This window comes from Acidithiobacillus marinus, assembly GCF_002847505.1.
In the GTDB taxonomy this organism is placed as follows: domain Bacteria; phylum Pseudomonadota; class Gammaproteobacteria; order Acidithiobacillales; family Acidithiobacillaceae; genus Acidithiobacillus; species Acidithiobacillus marinus.
Map to the genome: position 1 here is coordinate 65,407 of NZ_MXAV01000008.1, position 17,934 is coordinate 83,340.

Annotated in this window: 19 protein-coding genes; 11 read left to right on the plus strand and 8 right to left on the minus strand. The window is 54.1% G+C overall.

Annotated elements, in window-relative coordinates; all coding sequences use genetic code 11:
- Window positions 1-27: 27 nt before the first annotated feature.
- Window positions 28-930, plus strand: a complete 903-nt coding sequence (locus tag B1757_RS03420) for an alpha/beta hydrolase (protein WP_101536985.1) — start codon at window positions 28-30, stop codon at window positions 928-930.
- A gap of 63 nt (window positions 931-993) precedes the next feature.
- On the opposite strand, the gene B1757_RS03425 is transcribed toward B1757_RS03420, so the two are convergent.
- Window positions 994-2,697: a hypothetical protein gene (locus B1757_RS03425; protein ID WP_101536986.1), complete on the minus strand. Its 1,704-nt coding sequence runs from the start codon at window positions 2,695-2,697 to the stop codon at window positions 994-996.
- 163 nt (window positions 2,698-2,860) lie between these two features.
- Between B1757_RS03425 and B1757_RS03430 the strand changes: the two genes are divergently transcribed.
- The 4 genes from B1757_RS03430 (at window position 2,861) to B1757_RS03445 (ending at window position 7,860) form a co-directional block, all read left to right on the plus strand.
- On the plus strand, window positions 2,861-3,307 hold the full coding sequence (locus B1757_RS03430; RefSeq protein ID WP_101536987.1) for a DUF1841 family protein: 447 nt from the start codon (window positions 2,861-2,863) through the stop codon (window positions 3,305-3,307).
- Window positions 3,308-3,350: 43 nt separating this feature from the next.
- Window positions 3,351-5,138: a M3 family oligoendopeptidase gene (locus B1757_RS03435; protein WP_172437580.1), complete on the plus strand. Its 1,788-nt coding sequence runs from the start codon at window positions 3,351-3,353 to the stop codon at window positions 5,136-5,138.
- A gap of 3 nt (window positions 5,139-5,141) precedes the next feature.
- Window positions 5,142-6,515, plus strand: coding sequence for a class II fumarate hydratase (gene fumC / locus B1757_RS03440; RefSeq protein ID WP_101536989.1), 1,374 nt, complete (start codon window positions 5,142-5,144; stop codon window positions 6,513-6,515).
- Between the two features lie 223 nt (window positions 6,516-6,738).
- Entirely contained in the window at window positions 6,739-7,860 is a 1,122-nt protein-coding gene (locus B1757_RS03445) for a 3-deoxy-7-phosphoheptulonate synthase (RefSeq protein ID WP_101536990.1), read from the plus strand.
- Window positions 7,861-7,878: 18 nt separating this feature from the next.
- Here the strand turns inward: B1757_RS03445 and B1757_RS03450 are convergent, their stop codons facing one another.
- Both B1757_RS03450 and B1757_RS03455 read right to left on the minus strand, forming a co-directional pair.
- Entirely contained in the window at window positions 7,879-8,160 is a 282-nt protein-coding gene (locus B1757_RS03450) for a type II toxin-antitoxin system RelE/ParE family toxin (RefSeq protein WP_101536991.1), read from the minus strand.
- Complete coding sequence (locus B1757_RS03455) at window positions 8,157-8,423, minus strand: CopG family ribbon-helix-helix protein (protein ID WP_101536992.1); 267 nt, start codon at window positions 8,421-8,423, stop codon at window positions 8,157-8,159. Before B1757_RS03455 ends, B1757_RS03450 begins: the two co-directional genes overlap by 4 nt.
- 678 nt (window positions 8,424-9,101) lie before the next feature.
- On the opposite strand from B1757_RS03455, the gene B1757_RS03465 reads away from it, so the two are divergent.
- Both B1757_RS03465 and B1757_RS03470 read left to right on the plus strand, forming a co-directional pair.
- Window positions 9,102-9,542 (plus strand): Xre family toxin-antitoxin system antitoxin, encoded by a 441-nt coding sequence (locus B1757_RS03465; protein ID WP_101536993.1) that lies wholly within the window; start codon window positions 9,102-9,104, stop codon window positions 9,540-9,542.
- 2 nt (window positions 9,543-9,544) lie between these two features.
- Window positions 9,545-10,012: an RES family NAD+ phosphorylase gene (locus B1757_RS03470; RefSeq protein WP_101536994.1), complete on the plus strand. Its 468-nt coding sequence runs from the start codon at window positions 9,545-9,547 to the stop codon at window positions 10,010-10,012.
- Window positions 10,013-10,303: 291 nt separating this feature from the next.
- On the opposite strand, the gene relB is transcribed toward B1757_RS03470, so the two are convergent.
- Together relB and B1757_RS03480 are read right to left on the minus strand one after the other, a co-directional pair.
- Complete coding sequence (gene relB, locus B1757_RS03475) at window positions 10,304-10,498, minus strand: type II toxin-antitoxin system RelB family antitoxin (protein ID WP_101536995.1); 195 nt, start codon at window positions 10,496-10,498, stop codon at window positions 10,304-10,306.
- Window positions 10,499-10,944: 446 nt separating this feature from the next.
- The gene (locus B1757_RS03480; protein WP_101536996.1) at window positions 10,945-11,157 is read right to left on the minus strand and encodes an AbrB/MazE/SpoVT family DNA-binding domain-containing protein; all 213 of its coding nucleotides are present in this window, start codon (window positions 11,155-11,157) and stop codon (window positions 10,945-10,947) included.
- 62 nt (window positions 11,158-11,219) lie between these two features.
- Between B1757_RS03480 and B1757_RS03485 the strand changes: the two genes are divergently transcribed.
- The 4 genes from B1757_RS03485 to B1757_RS03500 all read left to right on the plus strand — a co-directional run bounded on the left by B1757_RS03485 (window position 11,220) and on the right by B1757_RS03500 (window position 12,587).
- Window positions 11,220-11,405, plus strand: coding sequence for a BrnA antitoxin family protein (locus B1757_RS03485; protein WP_253253686.1), 186 nt, complete (start codon window positions 11,220-11,222; stop codon window positions 11,403-11,405).
- A gap of 141 nt (window positions 11,406-11,546) precedes the next feature.
- Complete coding sequence (locus B1757_RS03490; RefSeq protein ID WP_101536998.1) at window positions 11,547-11,798, plus strand: type II toxin-antitoxin system PemK/MazF family toxin; 252 nt, start codon at window positions 11,547-11,549, stop codon at window positions 11,796-11,798.
- Between the two features lie 214 nt (window positions 11,799-12,012).
- Window positions 12,013-12,303, plus strand: a complete 291-nt coding sequence (locus B1757_RS03495; RefSeq protein ID WP_101536999.1) for a CopG family ribbon-helix-helix protein — start codon at window positions 12,013-12,015, stop codon at window positions 12,301-12,303.
- Window positions 12,291-12,587, plus strand: coding sequence for a type II toxin-antitoxin system RelE/ParE family toxin (locus B1757_RS03500; RefSeq protein WP_101537000.1), 297 nt, complete (start codon window positions 12,291-12,293; stop codon window positions 12,585-12,587). Before B1757_RS03495 ends, B1757_RS03500 begins: the two co-directional genes overlap by 13 nt.
- Before the next feature lie 215 nt (window positions 12,588-12,802).
- Here B1757_RS03500 and B1757_RS03510 read toward each other — a convergent pair whose 3' ends face one another.
- The 3 genes from B1757_RS03510 to B1757_RS15335 all read right to left on the minus strand — a co-directional run.
- The gene (locus B1757_RS03510) at window positions 12,803-14,938 is read right to left on the minus strand and encodes a glycosyltransferase (RefSeq protein ID WP_172437581.1); all 2,136 of its coding nucleotides are present in this window, start codon (window positions 14,936-14,938) and stop codon (window positions 12,803-12,805) included.
- 261 nt (window positions 14,939-15,199) lie between these two features.
- Complete coding sequence (locus B1757_RS03515; RefSeq protein WP_101537002.1) at window positions 15,200-17,368, minus strand: glycosyltransferase; 2,169 nt, start codon at window positions 17,366-17,368, stop codon at window positions 15,200-15,202.
- Window positions 17,369-17,532: 164 nt separating this feature from the next.
- A partial coding sequence (locus tag B1757_RS15335) for a hypothetical protein (RefSeq protein ID WP_172437582.1) occupies window positions 17,533-17,934 on the minus strand: 402 nt, incomplete at its 5' end.

Below are 17,934 nucleotides of genomic sequence, written 5' to 3' on the forward strand. Positions count from 1 at the left end.
TTCAGTGTTTTTTGTGGATAACCAATCATGTCCTTCGCTGTGAGAATGAGCAATTTGTTCGTTGCCGGGGTGACGGGCGTTCTTTCCGCCTGTTCCCCTCTGCAAATCATCAATCGTCTTACCCCAACGAATACCTATAAGGTCACTCAGGATATTCGTTATCAGCATTTGGCACGCGGGCATCTGGATGTATATAGACCGGTTCCCAAAGATGGTTATCCTGAACCGGCGGGAGGCTACCCTGTAGTGCTGTTTATTTACGGCGGTAGCTGGGATAGTGGCAGCAGGCAAGAATATAAGTTTGTCGGAGAAGCCTTGGCCGCCCGTGGTTTGGTGGTGGTCATACCCAATTATCGTCTTTATCCACAGGTACGTTATCCTGACTTTTTAAGGGATAATGCCCGTGCGGTAGCCTGGACTTATCAGCACATCGCCGCTTTTGGCGGCAATATCCGGGATTTTTATATCATGGGCCATAGTGCGGGGGGCTATAATGCCGCCATGTTGGTGATGGATCCGCGCTGGCTGCAAGCGGTGGGACTCAAGCCGGATATTTTCAGTGGCTGGATAGGATTGGCAGGCCCCTACAATTTTTATCCAATTACTTACAAACCGGTTCGCCCCATATTTTTCTACCCGGATTATCCCCCTGATAGTATGCCTATTGATTTTGCCAATAATGCGGATATCCCCAGAACTTTTCTAGGGGCTGCTGTTCATGACGATTTGGTGAACCCAAAAGTGAATACCGAAGCCTTGGCGGCCATGTTAAAAAAGGCGGGGGTCAGTGTCGAATTGAAAATGTATCGGGGAGTAAACCACGAAACCTTGATTGGTGCTTTTGCCAAGCCATTACGCTGGATGGCCCCGGTGCTGGATGATGTGGTGGCTTTCATCAAGGAGGGCCATGATCAGCGAGTCCATCAATAACTACTAAAAAGCCCCGGCCTGTCAACAAGCCGGGGCTTTTATGCAGCCAGAATAAGGGAATGCTTAACTGGCTTTCAGCGACTTCATGAAAATCGTCGCAAAACGGATGAAAAACTTGAGCAGGTACTGGGTGTCCTTGGCGAAGACGATTTTCATCAGGCCAAAAATACCGCCGCCCTTGTTGGCTTCATTCTGCATTTCGGTTTTGGTCAATTCCAGCGCCTTGACGGCCTTGTCCACGCCACCGGCAAAGGCGGCATCCGAGGGCATCATGGGCACGACCTTACTCATGACCATGTTGATTTTGCCCACCAGGCCGGCTTTCTGCAGGTTGCCTACCAGTGCAAACACTTCCGGTAGCATATCCACCAGATGGGCATCATGCAGTCCCTGGACAATGCCCTTGATCCGGTGGTTGATGCTTTCCGCATCTCCCTTGAGGGCTTTGGTGCCAATCTGGGCAATTTCCATCCAGACCAGGGCGCCCTGACTGATGGTGCTGCCAATGTGCTGAATGGTGCCGTCATGCCACAATTCGGCGACGAAGTCGGCACCGGTGCCAAAGGCGATGCTCAGATCACCACGCGGAGTGAGAATGTCTTCCAGGCGAATCCCCTTGGCTTCCAGCGCCTTTGCGGCTTCTTGCAGGGAGCCACCGACAGTTTCCGCCATTTTGAGAAGGCCACCCACCCGGTCGGCCAGGCTGTCTGCATCTCCCTGGGCCAGATTCTTGGCGCGCATGGCAATTTTCAGCCATTTTTCAGCTTCTTCAGCCAGATCATCCAGTTTTTCGGGGAGATCGATATCGTTGATGATACCCTTTACCGCACCAACACCATCCTTGCCCGCCTGCACAAAGAAGCCGGCACTGGCAGCATAACCGGCCAGGTGCTCGACCTGATCCAGCAAGCCTTCCACGCGGGTAACCATATCTACTGAGCCGTCACCCTGGGTGAGGTTCTTGACGCGCATGGCGACCTGCATCCAACGATTGCCGCCGGAGCCGATGCTGGCCAGGGCGTTGCCCATATTGGCGCTTTCCAAAACTTCCGGCATGGTGTCGCGCAGGGTGCCGATGGCAATATTCATCTGCCCACCGAGAATCTCGGCCATGTCGAGCATGCCGCTCAGGCGGGTTTGCAGGTCTGGAGCATCACCCTGAATGAGACGCTGGGCGCGTTTGGCCATCTGAATCCACTGGTCGGCCATTTCCTGAATTTCGTCGAGGCGGTCAGGCAAATCCAGTTGCCCCACCATGTTGCCCACTACGCCAACACCTTGTTTGGCACTTTCCACCCAATATTGAATGGTAGTGGTGCTGCTATGGATTTTCTGCACCATTTCTTCCGGGTTTTCGCCGATGATCGGGCATTTCAGTTCAGCACTGAGAGCGGCCACCGAGGCAAAAAATCCGGAACGCTGCAGATTGCCAAGCAGTTGCAGGACTTCTTTCAGGGTTTTGTCGAGTTCAGCTTTCTGGGCATCGTTGATGAGGGCACGGAGGCGATCCAGAGGTTCTTCATCAGAGTTACCCTTGACGAAAGACTGCAGGGATTCGGAGATGCCCTGGAGTTTTTCCATGTAGGGCTGCATGGTTTCCATCAGCTTGTCGGTGTCGATTGCCTGGGGGAGTTCATTGAGAACATCGCGGAGCATCTGCAGCATATCCTGGACCTGCAGGGCGGCATCGCCGACTTTTCCGAGCCCTTCCCACTGGCGTTCATTGAGACTTACTACTGCTGCTGGTACTGTATTCGCGTTGGCCATGATGCGCTGATCTCCCGCTGAAATAATGCTGCGATAAGTGCTTTTAATGTAAACAAAGCAGGCTTTGTTTAAGACTTGCCTTATTTACCACAAAAAACGGTTCTTTCCTACCCACGACAATGGGTCCTATGATGGTCAACCAGACATTGGCAGGCTAATTATTATGCTTTATGGCAGTAAACGAGAAACATATCGGCAAGTCTTTCTCGACAGTTGGCGGGCTTTTCGCGCCGGCCGTCCGCTGGAGGGCGTCCAGACCCGCATTGTCGAGATCATCCTTGAACATCCGGAATATCAGTCCTTGCTCGAAGATGCCGAGCGCGGCCTGGAGCGGGATTTTCCCCCGGAGCAGGGCCAGAGCAATCCCTTTCTGCACATGTCCCTGCATCTGGGGCTGGCGGAAATGTTGGCAATGCAGCAGCCACAGGGTATCGTGCCACTTTACGCCCTGGCCTGTGAAAAACGCGGCAAGGTCGATGCCGAGCATTTGTTTGTCGATTGCCTCGGGGAAATGATGTGGCAGGCACAGCGGGTGGGGAGTGCGCCGGATATGGCTGCCATGCTCGCCTGTGTGCGACGCGGACTTGGTTTGCCTGATCTGGCAGAGTGATCATTACTGAGCATGTCCTGATGGGCATGGTGGAGAAAAAATCATGGTAAAACAATCGACGACAGGTGCGGAAAACATTCACTGGCACCTACAGGATCTGTATGCAGGCACGGAAGATCCTCAGATCGAAGCAGACATGCGCTGGGCCAACACGGAAGCCGAAAGTTTTGCCCGCCAGTATCGCCCGGGTCTGGCCGATCTGAATGCTGGCGGATTGGCCGTCGCCATGCAGAAACTGGAGGCCATTCGTCAGCGGCTTGGTCGGGTCGGGGCTTTTCGGTATTTGAGTTACGTGACCCATGCCGATCAGCCCGGCTATGGTGCGGCCTTGCAGGCCTATGAAGAAGCCGCGACGAGCATCAGCAATCAGCTGATATTTTTTGATATTGCCTGGAATGCCGTAGATGACAGTCGGGCGGAAGCGTGGCTGCAAGACCCGGCGTTGGCACACTGGGCGCATTTGCTGCGCAACTGGCGCAAATACCGGAATCATCTGCGCAGTGAGAGTGAAGAGCAGATTCTGTCGGAAAAACGGGTAACGGGCCGTGCACTCTGGGAGCGCCTCTTTGATGAGACCCTGACCGAAATGCGTTTTCAGTTGCGGGGCAAGGCCATGACCGAGCAGGAGGTTCTGACCTTGCTTTCCAACCCCGACCGGTCTTTGCGCCATGACGCGGCGGAGTCCCTGAGCACCGGGCTGGAAAGCCGTCTGCATACCCTGACCACCTGCTTCAATGCGATTCTGGCCGACAAAGCTCTGGACGACCGATTGCGGGCTTATCCCCACTGGCTGAGTGAGCGGAATCTCAGCAATGAGATTTCCGACAGCATGGTGGAGGCCCTGGAGGCAGCGGTCGTCTCCCGCTATTCCCTGGTGGCTCGTTATTATCGGCTCAAGGCCAAATTGCTGCGTGTGTCGCCCCTGATGGACTATGACCGCTACGCACCGATTTCCAGTGAGGCTAGGCGCTATGACTGGGCGGAATGTCAGCGCATTGTCCTGGCGGCGGTCCATGATTTTTCTCCCGAGCTGGGTGCCATCGGTCAGCGCTTCTTTGATGAGCACTGGATTGATGCCGCGCTGGCGCCCGGCAAGCGCGGCGGGGCTTTCGCCCATCCGGTCACCCCCGACGTTCATCCTTATCTGATGGTGAACTATACCGGCACGGTGCGCGATGTGATGACCGTCGCCCATGAACTGGGGCATGGCATCCATCAGTATCTGGCCCGGGAGCAGGGCTATCTGAATGCCGATACGCCGCTGACCACGGCGGAAACGGCTTCAGTATTTGGAGAGATGCTGACTTTTGAGCGATTGATGCGCGAGGAGCAGGACCCGCAGCAACGCCTGACCCTGCTCTGCGGCAAAATCGAAGATACTTTCGCCACCGTATTCCGGCAGATGGCCATGCACCGCTTCGAAGTGGTGATGCATCAGGCCCGGCGGACTGAAGGGGAATTGAGCAAGGAACGCCTGGCCGAATTGTGGATGCAAACCCAGACCGAGCAGTTTGCCGACAGTATCCAGTTCAGCCCCGGATACCGCTGGTGGTGGAGTTATATTCCCCATTTCATCGGTTCGCCGGGGTATGTGTATGCTTATGCTTTCGGGGAGTTGCTGACCTTGGCACTGATTCAGCGCTATCGGGATAATCCTGCCGGTTTCGTACCCGGTTATATCGCCATGCTCAAGCTGGGGGGCAGCAAGGCGCCCGCCGAGGTGGTCGCCGAAACCGGGGTCGATCTGGACAGTCCGCAATTATGGTCACAGGCCCTGGATTATCTGGCCGGTCTGGTGGATGAGGCGGAAGCCCTGGCTGGAGTGCGCTGAATCATGCGTCAGGAAAAAGACAGCATGGGTCTGGTGGAGGTGGCGGATGCAGCGCTCTGGGGCGCCCAGACCCAGCGCTCTCTGCAGTATTTTGCCATTGGTAGTGAACAGATGCCGCTGGCGCTGATACATGCTCTGGTCCGCATCAAGCGCGCCGCCGCCCGGGTCAACTGTGAACTGGGTCTTTTGTCGGATGATCTCGCCCATAGTATTCAGGTTGCAGCCTCTGAAATTCTCGAAGGTCACTGGGATGACCAGTTTCCTCTGCGTGTCTGGCAAACCGGCAGTGGTACCCAGAGCAACATGAACGTGAATGAAGTCATCGCCAATCGGGCCAATGAATTGGTCGGACAGCCCCGAGGCAGCAAAGCACCGGTGCATCCCAATGATCACGTCAACCTCGGGCAGTCTTCCAATGACACTTTTCCGGCGGCTATGCACATGGCGGCGGCCCTGGCGGTACATCAGCAGTTGTTACCGGCACTGGTGGCCCTAGAACAGCAGCTGGCCGAAAAAAGCCGGGCTTTCGCCGCCATCATCAAGGTAGGGCGCACCCATCTGATGGATGCTGTTCCCCTTACCCTGGGGCAGGGGTTTTCCGGCTATCAGGCCCAGGTGCAGATGGGCATTCAGGCGCTGGAGCAGACATTACCGGCGCTCTATGGCCTGGCTCTGGGCGCTACCGCCGTGGGTACCGGGCTGAACTGTCATCACGATTTTGCGCAACGGGTCTGCGCCCGACTGCACGCTGAGCTGGGCTTGCCTTTTCATCCGGCGGGTAATTTTTTTGCGGCTCTGGCTGGTCATGAAGCCCTCCAGCAACTGAGCAGCAGCCTGCGCCTGACAGCCATGTCCTTGCTGAAAATTGCCAATGATATCCGCTGGATGGCTTCTGGCCCCCGGGCAGGTCTGGGGGAGTTGCGACTTCCTGAAAATGAACCGGGTTCTTCCATCATGCCCGGCAAGGTCAACCCGACCCAGGCCGAGGCCCTGACCATGGTTTGCGTCCAGGTTTTTGGCAATGATGCGGCCATCGCCTTTGCCGCATCCCAGGGTAATTTTGAACTGAATGTTTACAAGCCGCTGATTATTTATAATGTGTTGCAATCTGTTCAGTTGCTGGCAGATGCAGCCCGCTCATTCACTGAACATTGTCTGCAGGGCCTGGAGCCCGTGGCTGAACGTCTGCAGGAAAACATGGAAAAATCCCTGATGCTGGTGACATCCCTGACCCCGGTGATTGGCTATGAACGGGCGGCGGCGGTCGCCCAGCACGCCCATCGGACTCGCAGTACCCTGCGCGAGGCAGCCATGCATCTGGGGTATCTGAGTGGCGAGGCTTTTGATGCCCAGATGCGTCCCGAGGATATGCTCTAGGCTCGGAGCTTGAGCCTCGGGCCGAGGATACTGCGCCTTGATCCCGGCTACTGCCGGTTTGAAATGGGCAGCCATTCGTCCAATGGGCTATGGGCGGAGCGTTCTGGAGGCTGATCCTCGGATCATGTTATCCTTTGGCCCGGCTCATCCTTTCCGGACCCTGCCTTGGACTCTGCCCCTTGGGGCCAATAAAACTTTCATGCCATGCAAGAGGATGTAGAACATGATCCTGATTCTAGAAGCAGATCTGGCGGAACAGTCCCCGGTTTTTCAACAGTTGCTGACCCGCCTCAAGGCCCTTCCCGATATCCAGTTCCGGATTCATCAGGAACAGGGGACGGAACAGTTGTTGAGCGAAATTTATCTAATTGGTCATACCAAGCAGCTGCGGGTGGAAGACATGGAAGCCTTGCCGGGGGTGAAGCAGGCCATCCGGGTTTCCCGTGAGTACCGCATGCTCGGTCGGCATTCCGGTGACCAGAGAGCGCAGGGTTTTGATTATAATGGCGTGCATTTTGGTCAGGACAATCTCAATGTCTTTGCGGGACTTTGCGCGGTGGATACCCGCGAGCATGTCGAGCAGATGATGAAAGCCCTCCAGGAAAACGGCCAGGTCTGCACGCGGATGGGTGCCTACAAGCCGCGCACCAGTCCCTACGCCTTCCAGGGCCACGGCAAGGCCTGTCTGCCTTATGTATTTGAGCTGGCGGGCAAGTATGGGATGCGCGTGATCGCCATGGAAATTCTCCATGAATCCCACATGGATGAAATTCGTGAAGCTTTAGAAAAAACCGGGCACCCGACCGGGGTGATGCTGCAGATTGGCACCCGTAACACCCAGAATTTTGAACTGCTCAAGGCGGTAGGCCGGCAGACCGAGTTCCCGGTGCTGCTCAAACGCGGCTTTGGCATTACCCTTGAGGAATCCCTCAATGCCGCCGAATATCTGGCTTCCGAGGGAAATACCAAGGTGGTGTTCGGGCTCCGTGGCATGAAAACCAATCTGGGCGACCCGCACCGCAATTTCGTGGATTTTGCCCAGGTGCCGACAGTCAAGCGTCTCACCCGGATGCCGGTCTGCATTGATCCTTCCCACTCAGTGGGCAGTCGCGACGCAGGGCCTGACGGGATCCCGGAAGTTTTTCAGGTGACGGCGGAAGGCGTCGTGGCCGGTGCCAACATGATTCTGGTGGATTTCCATCCCGACCCCGCCACAGCCCTGGTGGATGGCCCCCAGGCCTTGCTGCTCAAGGAGCTCCCCTGGTTTTTGGAAGATGTCCGTCTGGCCCGGGAAACCTACGAAGAACGGGTGCTGCTGGCCGCCGCCCAAGGGGTTGGGGAGTGAGGGTAAGATAACCCTGCATCACCAGAAGCGATCCTCTCGGGTGTGCCACAGACGCAGCACATAGATGGTCGAATCCTGGAGTTCGTAGCGAAGCTCGTACTCCCCGACCAGAATTCGCCGCACCTCGCGTGGCTCGAATTGGAAAAGCTGCTCGCCGATGCGTGGGTTCGTCATCAGAATAGTCGGAGCCTTGGTCAGCGCCTGCACCGCCCGCGCGGCGGCAGGCTTATTCACCGAAGCCAGGAATTCATACAAGCGCGCCAAATCGGAAAGCGCCTTGCTGGTCCACTTCAGAATCAACGCGGCGCCGGCAGCGGCTGGTCGGTGCCAAGGTTCTCCGCCCACGCCTGCACGGCCTGGTGATCAATGACCTGTCCGGCGTCTACATCAGCCAGCGCTTCCTGGGTCAGTCGGTCGCGCTCCTCTTCATGTGCGATCCAGGCGGAAAGCGCCTGCTTCATGATCCAGCCGCGCGAGCGTTCAAGCCGTAAAGCCATCTGATCTACCTTGTTGGCCAGCGGAAGCGGCACATGTGCGGTCAGCACTTTGGTTGCTGCGGTCATGTTGTACCTCCTCTTTAGACATGGCTCTCAATGCGTTCCCGGGCTGAGTCCTGTTGGTTGCTCGTTGCGGGTGGAAGATGTCTATCGGACTTTTCTTTCTGATGCAAATTGCATTTTTTCAATCGTATTGATTAGTTTTGAATCGGTCAAGCGCCCGTTCAGAAGCATTTGTCGTCGCCGCCCGGGTAGCTGTCAGCGCACCCAATCCCCAACCCGCAAACCGGGAACACGCACAAACTCACGCAGGGTGACTTGGAGCGACGATAAGGAGAAGACTGCACCCGTATGCCGCATACCTTCAGGCATTGGCGTGGTCGCGCAGTCGGGGGATGGGATGGTGATAAAGGCGGTGTGACGCCCTATAATGGGCGGACCCGGAACGGGAAGCCGAGGCCCAGGCCCAGGCCCAGGCCTAGTGCAATGCCCTGCTGGCGGACATGGCCGATGAAGCGCGGTGAAGTCTGGTGGGTAGAGTTTGATCCGTCGGTAGGGGGAGCGAGATCCGCAAGAGCCGTCTGAAGAATTCTCTGGGGCCTATGGACAGAGGCAGACACGCAAGCGGGCCGTTCACAAACGGCGCTGGGCTTCCCTTGCTGGGCATCCCGATATTTGATCTGGCCCCTTTACGCAAATTGCCGCTATAATGGTGGCATATGGCCAAGATAGGAGGAAACCGTTATGGCGATAGCGCTGATCGAACCAGAAACGCCCGCATCGCAAGAGGTTCTGCGGCTACTCGGGCTTCTCCCGGAAGAGGACACTGCCCTGCTTGAATTGACGGAAACAGGGGTTCCTCTTGCGCAGTTGGCGCTACTGACAGAGCTCGGGTTGACAAAGACCGAAATCCAGGCGCTGGTCATCCCGGCGCGGACCATGTCCCATCGCAAAGCGGGTACCGGTCGCCTGAATCGGGAAGAGTCTGACCGGTTCCTGCGCGTGTTGCGCTGCCTGCTGCAGGCGCGGCAGACCTTCGGCGACCCGGAAAAAGCCCTGCGCTGGTTGCGCAAATTGAAAACCGGACTGGGCGGCCGCACGCCACTAACGGCGCTGGAGACCGAAATGGGCGCCCGTCTGGTCGAAGAATGGCTGGTCCGTATTGATCAGGGGATGGCTGCCTGACGGTGGTTCTCTGGCGGATCAGTAATCATAGGACGCTGGATGGTCTGGGTGGCATGCGAGCTTCTGGACGTTGGTCCAGTCGCGGTCGTCCGGTAGTCTATTGCGCGCCGGATCCGTCTACGGCGCTTCTGGAAACGCTGGTCCATCTCGAAGTCGATACGGAAGACATCCCTGACGCGTTCCAATGGTTGCGTATTTCCGTGCCAGAAGATATTGCATTACATAATGCGGATATCACGTATCTTCCGCAGGATTGGGGTCAACATCCGCATCTCACGCAGGTGTATGGGGACCGCTGGCTCGCCGACGGCGCGGCACCCCTGCTGCTTGTGCCGAGTGTGCTTGTACCCGAGACCTGGAACGTGCTCCTGAACCCCCGGCATCCGGCGGCGGCGCGTTGCACTATCTCTGCCACCTATCGCTATCCTTTGGACACGCGTTTGTCGCAGCGGCCCAGAAGCCCCTCATGACCCCCCAACGGTACCGCATAGGTCAGAGGCCGCCACTGCAAATGCAGGGAAAAGGACCATCAATTTGCGCCAGGTGGTGGCGCTGGCAAGACGAGAATCCCCCTATCGATAGGCTACCCCATTCGCGCCAACTCGGCGTGTAGCTGCCCTGTATGTCGTACCGAGCGAAATTGAGTCAGCTCAAATCAAGCAGCTTCGTGAGGTGCCGCTGGCGGATTCTCATTGGCGATGTAGCGAATGATATTCGCTAAGTCATCACGGGCAGAGGCCCGCCATATAATGAGTAACAACTCAGGATTTCCTTTGATCTGGGGCTTCAGCTTCCGCTATGATCGCATCCATTTCGGCCATCACCTCGTCATGCGGAATACTGGGTCGCTTATCAGCCAAGCTCGATGCGATCTTTGTACGTAGCCATGCAGTATAGTTAGCCTCCTGATCTGAGGTCTCAAATTCGGAGATGATAGAAGGTAAAATGGCATTCATTCTGGATGCTCCTCTGATTACCGAAAACTGTCTTACAGTGGTGAAGTTTAGCATGGTTTCGCTATCCCCCCGTCAGGGTGATCGCAGAAACTCACCCGCAGAATCAATCCGTCTTTTCAATCACTGGCCCCAGAGGTCCTGCTGCAGGCAGAGACGGTAATAGGGCGACAGTCAGAGGCAGAACATCCAGGGTACTTTCAAGTATCCCACGGATTTTTAGTTCTTCCGCGAGTTTTTCTGGTGCAATACCGATTTCTATGACTTTTGATAACACTTCCGCCCAGTTTACTGTACTGATGCTGCTCCGGCGACGAGGGCTTTTTCCACAAAATCAGCACCTGGTTCGTCATTGAGATAAGCGAGCATTGCCGAAGCATCAAGTACAGACTTACTCATGTTTCGCTGCAACGCGCCGTTCGGCAATCAGTTCTTCAGCCAGTAGCCTTTTATTGTGTGGAGTCATCAGTTGATAACGTGTGTAATAATCCCCGGCTTCTGCGTACTGCTTCTTCCGGACGGGTTAAACGCAACATCCCATCATCTTGTAGTGTTAAAATTAAAGTCCCGCCCTGTTCGATGCCCACCCGCTGACGTACAACTGCAGGTAGCACCAATCTTCCGCGTTGGTCCACATGAATATTATATGGGTGGATATCCATAGGGCATCTCCCTCAAAATTTGGAAGATCATTATATCTTTGTAGTCCATCAAAGGGAAAATTTTGTCCGTTATCCCTATGAAAGCAGAAAGTGATTTCAGTCAAACCCGGCGTGGAGCCATCGTCGTGGAGCCAGGGAAAACCCGTGTGACCATCCGTCTGGATAACAACGTGCTGGACTGGTTCAGAAAGCAGGCCCAAGAACATGACGGCAACTATCAGACCGCCATCAATGCCGCCTTGCGCTAACAGATGTCCGCACAAGACAGAGCACTGTCTCCCCCAATTCCTGCAGGGAGGTCGAGAGGCGTACCTTCAGACATTGGCGCGGTCGCGCAGTCGGGGATGGGATGGTGATAAAGGCGGTGAGGTGCCCTATAACGGTATACTATGCCCGCCGTTATTCTCAGCAATGATGCGGCCAACCGGCATCTGGCGCGGGTGGTCGTGGTGCCGCTCACCAGTAATGCCGGTCGCCAGTACCCGGGAGAGGCGCTGATCATGCTTTCCGGCAAGGCGATGGCCGATCAGATCATGGCGGCCGACAAGAGCCGCCTGAAGAATCTTCTGGGGAGTTTGAGCAAGGCTGATATGAAGGCCATAGAAACGGCCATTCTGATTCATCTGGGAATGCCCCGGTAAGAGAGCGCACCGTGCCGAATTGCTGCTCTCTGATACACCTTTTGCTGCAAAGGGGGCCGCCGCTGTAAACTGAGTATTTTATCGTCATAGCGACTGAAGGTAAGTTCTACTCACCTAAGTCAGTTGCATTTGATATCATTACGGCATTGTTGCCTGATCATGATGGATAGGGTGTGATAAGGTAACACCCATAGTTTATCAGAGGAGTTACTTCATGGCATCTACTGCAATAAAAACCGTATCAGTGAAGCTGGATGATGCCCTGAAGAGTCGTATCCGGAATCTTGCTGATGCACGGCATCGTACGACGCATTGGATGCTGCGGCAGGCTATTGAACAATATGTGGAGCGTGAAGAGGCGCGTGAGGCCTTTCGACAAGAAACGCTCAAGACTTGGGAAGAATATCAAGAAACGGGTCTGCATGTCACCGGAGAGGAAGTCATCGCCTGGCTGGAGACCTGGGGCGACGATAAGGAGAAGTCCGCACCCGTATGCCACAAGTGAGGTTTGGGCCGACCGCCTTGCGGGATATGGAGCGACTACGGGATTTTTTGCGGCCAAAGAATCCGGCAGCAGCCAAGCGAGCAGCTGCGAGCATGGTGAAGTCTGTGCAGGTTCTCGGGTGCCAGCCGCAGATCGGTCGCCTCGTGGAGGGGATGCCAGAGGTGTTCCGGGAGTGGCTAATTGAGTTTGGTGATAGCGTCTACATAGCTCGCTACTATTATGATGGTGGCGAGTTTGTGACAGTGCTTGCTATCCGACACCAGAAAGAAATGGGTTTTACCTAGCTTCCCTGTCAAAGTGCTTCGCGAAGTTAAGCGCGTGTCAGATCGGCCAGCTTATAGAGTAGAAGGGTGGGAGACAGGAGCCAAGCGACCAAGTGGCATGTCCCTCAAGCTACTGACGATCGTGCAGAAACACGGCCTGAAGATTCCTTCGTAAAATGGACCTAGAGATTCACCAGTCAGAAAACCAAGATTTTCCGGCCTATCAGGCACACAAATCATTCCGAATGACTGCGGAGATATTGTATAGTTTTGCGGACAGCCATTCTCAGGCCATAACGCTTAACTGTGATACGAAATTTGACAAAAAGATCGGACCTCCTCACCAAAGACAATGCCATTCGCCATGAAGTTCTTTTACCAAATGCTGAACGCGATATCTCCGGCACATTAGAGAAGCGTGCCCACGCTGCATGGGCTGCCAACATCCCCAGTCCATGAGGATCGTGTTGAAGGTAGGGTCTGGCGCTCCTAGCAAGATAAGCCGCCATATCACCTGTTGTTTGTACGCCACCGACCGTAGCGCGATACCAAAACAAGGGTTCTGGCACTAACTCCAGATGCAGTCCCATCAGCGTCGCTTTGGCCAAGATTTCCCAATCCTCATGTCCGATCCCATAATCTTCGGTAAAACCACCCACTGCAAGGAAAGCAGATTTTTTCCAGAAACTGTTCATATCACCAAAAACGTTGCGATACACCCCGGCTCCCGTCGCCGGCCCCAATGGAAGCAGGAGATGGCGGGGCCGTTTTGGTGGGCTTTTGCCGGTAAAGACAGCCGACACTGTGGTCAGGATGTCGGAATCGGTACGCAGCGCCACCGCCATAAAGGTTTCCAGTTCCTGGGGCATGGCGAGGTTATCATCGTCCATGAAAAGCAGATAATCTCCCTTGGCATGGGCCACCGCTCGATTGCGCGCCGCACCTGGGTAGGCGTTTTCCTGACGAATCAAGCGCCCGCCTTTTTCGGCAAGCTCCAGCTCCAGGGCATCGAGCATCCGCAGTGTCTCTTCCGTGCTACTGCCATCATCTACCACAATGATCTCAAAGTGCCCGTAGCTTTGGCGATAAACGGAATCCAAGGCTAGGCGCAGGGTATCAGGGCTGTCATGATGGGGCATGCAGACGCTGACCAAGGGTTGGGTGTCGTCAGCCTTTGCCGAAGGCATAGTTTCATGTTGCGATTGCACCTGGGCAAAGAAATCCGACCATTGGGCCTCTACTTGCGCTGCGCTCAGCGCCCTTTGTGCCGGGGCAAAACCCTTCGTAATCGCAGTTTCGATCAAGCGCACTAAGGTAGTCGGCCGTGGTGGAAAGAGGATGCGAGGCTGGTCCTCCGGATCGATCAACTCGGGTATCCCGCCAACATTGGTCGCCAGAAAGCGGATTTGGTGATGCAAGCATTCCAATACAGTATAGGGCGAATTTTCCACCAGTGAAGCTATGACCGCCAAGCGTGAGGGGCTTGCTGTGAGAAACTCCCGTGCCTGCTCCCGATCATATTCCGTCTGGATGACGATAGAAGTTTTCCATGCAGCAGCCCGTCGCTGTATGTATCCGAATGAATCGAAAACATCCACAGGCAGAGCTTTACCCAGAAAGGTGATTCGCTGAATTTTTGCCTGCAGCTCGGGCGCCAGGCGATCTATTGCATCACAAAAAATGAACAAGCCCTTCCGGGCTTCCAGTCGGCCAAAAAATACTATTTCATCGATCAGCTCCTGGGCAGCATCCGTATGGTCCATGGACGCTTCGGCCATAAGGTTCTGGATGACCAGAGCTTGCTTGGGCATTTGCCATTGGTGCCCTCGCATCCAGTCAAATAGATAAGCCGACGGGCTCACGATGCCGTCGGCCAGACGCACGGTTTCGCGCTCCATGAAATCCAGCTCCACCAGTTCGGCCTCACGGGGGAGCTGGTAGTTTCCTTCCATGCTCCAGGTGCTGGGTCCATGGGTATTCACCCAAATCTGCGTGTGCTGCAGCATCAAGCCCTGATGACGGGCGAGCAGCGTGTAATACGCCTCGGCATGCCACTCCGGGAAGATAATGAGATCGTAGTCGTCCCCATGTTCTTTGAGCCAGCCATAGACCCTGTAGGCGTTTCGGCGCGGCCACGGCGCGTCGATCTCCACCACACGGCTGGGCGATGACATGGGAATGAACTCCACTCCGCCTTGCTGGTAAAACGCGTTGCAATCGTCCAAAGACCAATGCTCGCTATGCTTGCCAAGCGTGTACAGGACTGTGACGTGCATCCCTGCCTGTGCCGCAAACAGCGCCAGCGCAGCAAAGGCAGTGCCTATACCTCCGTTGCGGATGGGGCCTACAATGTCCGGGGTAACGATTAGCAACTTTTTACTCATGCAATGGATGTATATGCAGTTATGAATTTTTCGTCAAGCCAGCTCGCACCCAGTTACAGGATCCCCCCAGTTGGGCACATCGGAAAATCTTTCGAAGGCTCAGAGCCAAAGTGATTGTCCTCGAGAAAACCCCTGGATTGGGTTACGAATTTCCCGAGTGTAAAGCAAACAGCCGAAACCAAGAAAATTCGACAAAAGCAACTTGTCGCTCATGATATTAATGAAAATGTTTTTTAAGTGATAGTTTCTTCAGGCATACCTAGATGCTTTTTTAAGCGCCTTTTCAACAGCCACACTAAATCCATGTGAACGCCATACCGCAATAAACTGATTTCGCAATGATTTATTTGTACCGAGAACCAAGGCTTTTTTAACCTTTTTTAAGGTCCGCCACGACAGATGCTCATTCAAAATAGCGTGAGTCGGAGTTGTTTCCCGAATGCGCTGCTGACAGAGAGCATAACCCAACGCCATTCCCAAACCCTGCGGATTATGGCGCAAAAATGGACGCACGCTACGCGCATGATTTGCCCAATGATCTCCAGTACGAAACATACTGTTTGAGGCAACCCGATACCAATACAGCGGCTTTGGAATATGCATCAGGCGTAATCCTGACAACACTGCATCCGCAAATAACTCCCAGTCCTCGTGGCCAACACCATAGTCCGTCGAATATCCGCCAAGCTGCTCAAACGCAGATTTGCGCCATAATGCATTGGCATCCCCAAAGCCGTTTCTGTAGAGCCCCACGCCTAGGGATTCACCTAAGGCGATCCAAAGCCTTTCCGGTTTTTTGGGCGGTATGTTGCTTGAAAAGGGCATCATTACTGCAGTGAGTACATCCGCACCGCTGGATTGGGCAGCATGAACAAAGGTTTCGACCATCTCGGGCAAGGCGACATTGTCATCATCCATAAACAAGAGATAATCACCTGTCGCGTGCGCTGCTGCGTTATTGCGCGCTGCACCCAAATAGCTATTTGACTGGCGAACAATCTGCCAGCCACGCTGATCGAATTCTGGTTTGAGTCGATCCAGATAGCCTTGTGCCTCAGCACTCGGGCTGCCATCGTCAACCAAAATCACTTCAAAATTCAGGTAGGTTTGTTCACGCAACGAGTTGAGTGCCTGCGTGAGCAAATGTGGGCGATTGTAGTGAACCACGCACACACTGACCTTGGGAGAGACGAACCCTCCCTCACCATCAGGCAAAGCTGCTTGCTCAGCAAATTCAGAAAGGAACTCCAACCACTGTGCCTCAGCCTCAGCTTCCGTCCATACTGCTTCCGCTGGTTTTAAGCCATTCTTGGCGACATGCGCCAGCTTATCAGCGAGTGCTTGTGGGGTTAGTACAAACAGGTGCTGCTCATGATCGGCAGAAACGATCATTTCAGGGATACCGCCCACCTTTGAGGCCAAGAAAGTTACTCCCTCTCTGAGGCACTCCAAAACTGTGTAGGGCGAGTTCTCAACCAAGGATGGCATAACGGCAAGAGTCCCTTGTTTTTTTAATTCGGCTAAAGCTTGGTCTCGGTTGAGGTTAGTAATAATCTCAACATCAATACCCCAATCCGAAGACCGTTGTTTGATATAATCTGCGCTATCAAAACCGTGATGGTGAACAGCCTTTCCCATGAAAGAAATCTTACCCAATTTTGCGCGAGTTTCCTGCGGTAACCGAAAAATGGCATCGCAAAACAACTTTAATCCCTTGCGGATTTCCAGTCGCCCAAAGAAAACGGTGCGCTCCATTCCATTCACAGCAATCGGCATACCCGCCTTCGTCTCGCTACCCAACATTAAATTTGGAATCACTCGACATTTTTGCCCAGGCAGTTGCCATTGATAACGACGCATCCAATCCAACATATACTGACTGGGACTTACAACGGCATCTGCCAGTCGCACACATTCGCGTTCCATGAAATCACGATCGATATCATCCAATTCACAAGGCAGGCGGCGGTTGCCCTCTATCGCCCAGGCTTCTGGACTATGCGTATTTACCACGAAATGTGTATTTTCATATGCAAGCCCCATTTTCTTGGCAGTCAAGGCATAAAAACCCATGCCGCCCCACTCGGGAAGTATCACGATATCCCAACGATGGGCGTTTTGCACCAACCATTGATGTGTAATCCACGCTAGGCGGCGGTGATGGGGGGTATCAAGAATTTGTGATTTATCAACAATCTCGCTCTCATTCAGTGTAATTAATTCGACACCAAGTTTATCGTAATGATTGATCCAATCTTTAATTGGACCATCCTCACTATGCGCCCCCAAAGTATAAGCAATGGTTACAGAAGCACCTTGCCTCACTAAAAAAATGGCTAAGTTTGAAAAGGCAGTGCCAATGCCGCCATTTTTAATGGGGCCATGGATGTCTGGAGTAATAATGACGATACGCCTCATATACCACCATTTACCAATAAATAACTATAACGCAACTGGACGGTTTTACCACAGCAATGCGTCATTAACGATTTTTCCCAACCGAATCATGCTTGGCGGTTTCAAGCCGAACGTATGTTCTCGTATGGCGCTATAAGGCGAGTTATTTTTGATCATCAATAAGCCTAACCCAGACGCCGCTTGATGGATCTCACTTTCCGCCATAACCAAGTAAGGGGGGACAAAATTTTTAAGCCCTTATTACTAAAATCAACCAGATTGTTCGCCCATGGAGGGGTCTGTGAGAGTTGCGCGTAATTCCAATCCAAGTGTTTGTGTAAATCATCGACTCGATTGTGTAAGTTATGGATTTGAGCATTCATTTGCTCTTCAATCTGCTGCATTCGTGACGACATCAGGTGCAGCAGAGCCAAACGGCTTGGGTCGTTCTGAATATAAGAACGCGCCATGGCGTTGCGGTACATCACCTGATAGTCCAGGTGCTTATTTAAGCCGGCATGGACCGAATTTCCATAAATAGCACCTGCATGTTTTCTGTGATGATAATAACTCAGGTCTGGTTCCTC

Coding starts and splice junctions, on each gene's coding strand:
- B1757_RS03420 (WP_101536985.1), top strand. CDS start 28: ATGTCCTTCGCTGTGAGAATGAGCAATTTGTTCGTTGCCGGGGTGACG.
- B1757_RS03425 (WP_101536986.1), bottom strand. CDS start 2,697: ATGGCCAACGCGAATACAGTACCAGCAGCAGTAGTAAGTCTCAATGAA.
- B1757_RS03430 (WP_101536987.1), top strand. CDS start 2,861: ATGCTTTATGGCAGTAAACGAGAAACATATCGGCAAGTCTTTCTCGAC.
- B1757_RS03435 (WP_172437580.1), top strand. CDS start 3,351: ATGGTAAAACAATCGACGACAGGTGCGGAAAACATTCACTGGCACCTA.
- fumC (WP_101536989.1), top strand. CDS start 5,142: ATGCGTCAGGAAAAAGACAGCATGGGTCTGGTGGAGGTGGCGGATGCA.
- B1757_RS03445 (WP_101536990.1), top strand. CDS start 6,739: ATGATCCTGATTCTAGAAGCAGATCTGGCGGAACAGTCCCCGGTTTTT.
- B1757_RS03455 (WP_101536992.1), bottom strand. CDS start 8,423: ATGACCGCAGCAACCAAAGTGCTGACCGCACATGTGCCGCTTCCGCTG.
- B1757_RS03465 (WP_101536993.1), top strand. CDS start 9,102: ATGGCGATAGCGCTGATCGAACCAGAAACGCCCGCATCGCAAGAGGTT.
- relB (WP_101536995.1), bottom strand. CDS start 10,498: ATGAATGCCATTTTACCTTCTATCATCTCCGAATTTGAGACCTCAGAT.
- B1757_RS03480 (WP_101536996.1), bottom strand. CDS start 11,157: ATGGATATCCACCCATATAATATTCATGTGGACCAACGCGGAAGATTG.
- B1757_RS03490 (WP_101536998.1), top strand. CDS start 11,547: ATGCCCGCCGTTATTCTCAGCAATGATGCGGCCAACCGGCATCTGGCG.
- B1757_RS03495 (WP_101536999.1), top strand. CDS start 12,013: ATGGCATCTACTGCAATAAAAACCGTATCAGTGAAGCTGGATGATGCC.
- B1757_RS03500 (WP_101537000.1), top strand. CDS start 12,291: ATGCCACAAGTGAGGTTTGGGCCGACCGCCTTGCGGGATATGGAGCGA.
- B1757_RS03515 (WP_101537002.1), bottom strand. CDS start 17,368: ATGAGGCGTATCGTCATTATTACTCCAGACATCCATGGCCCCATTAAA.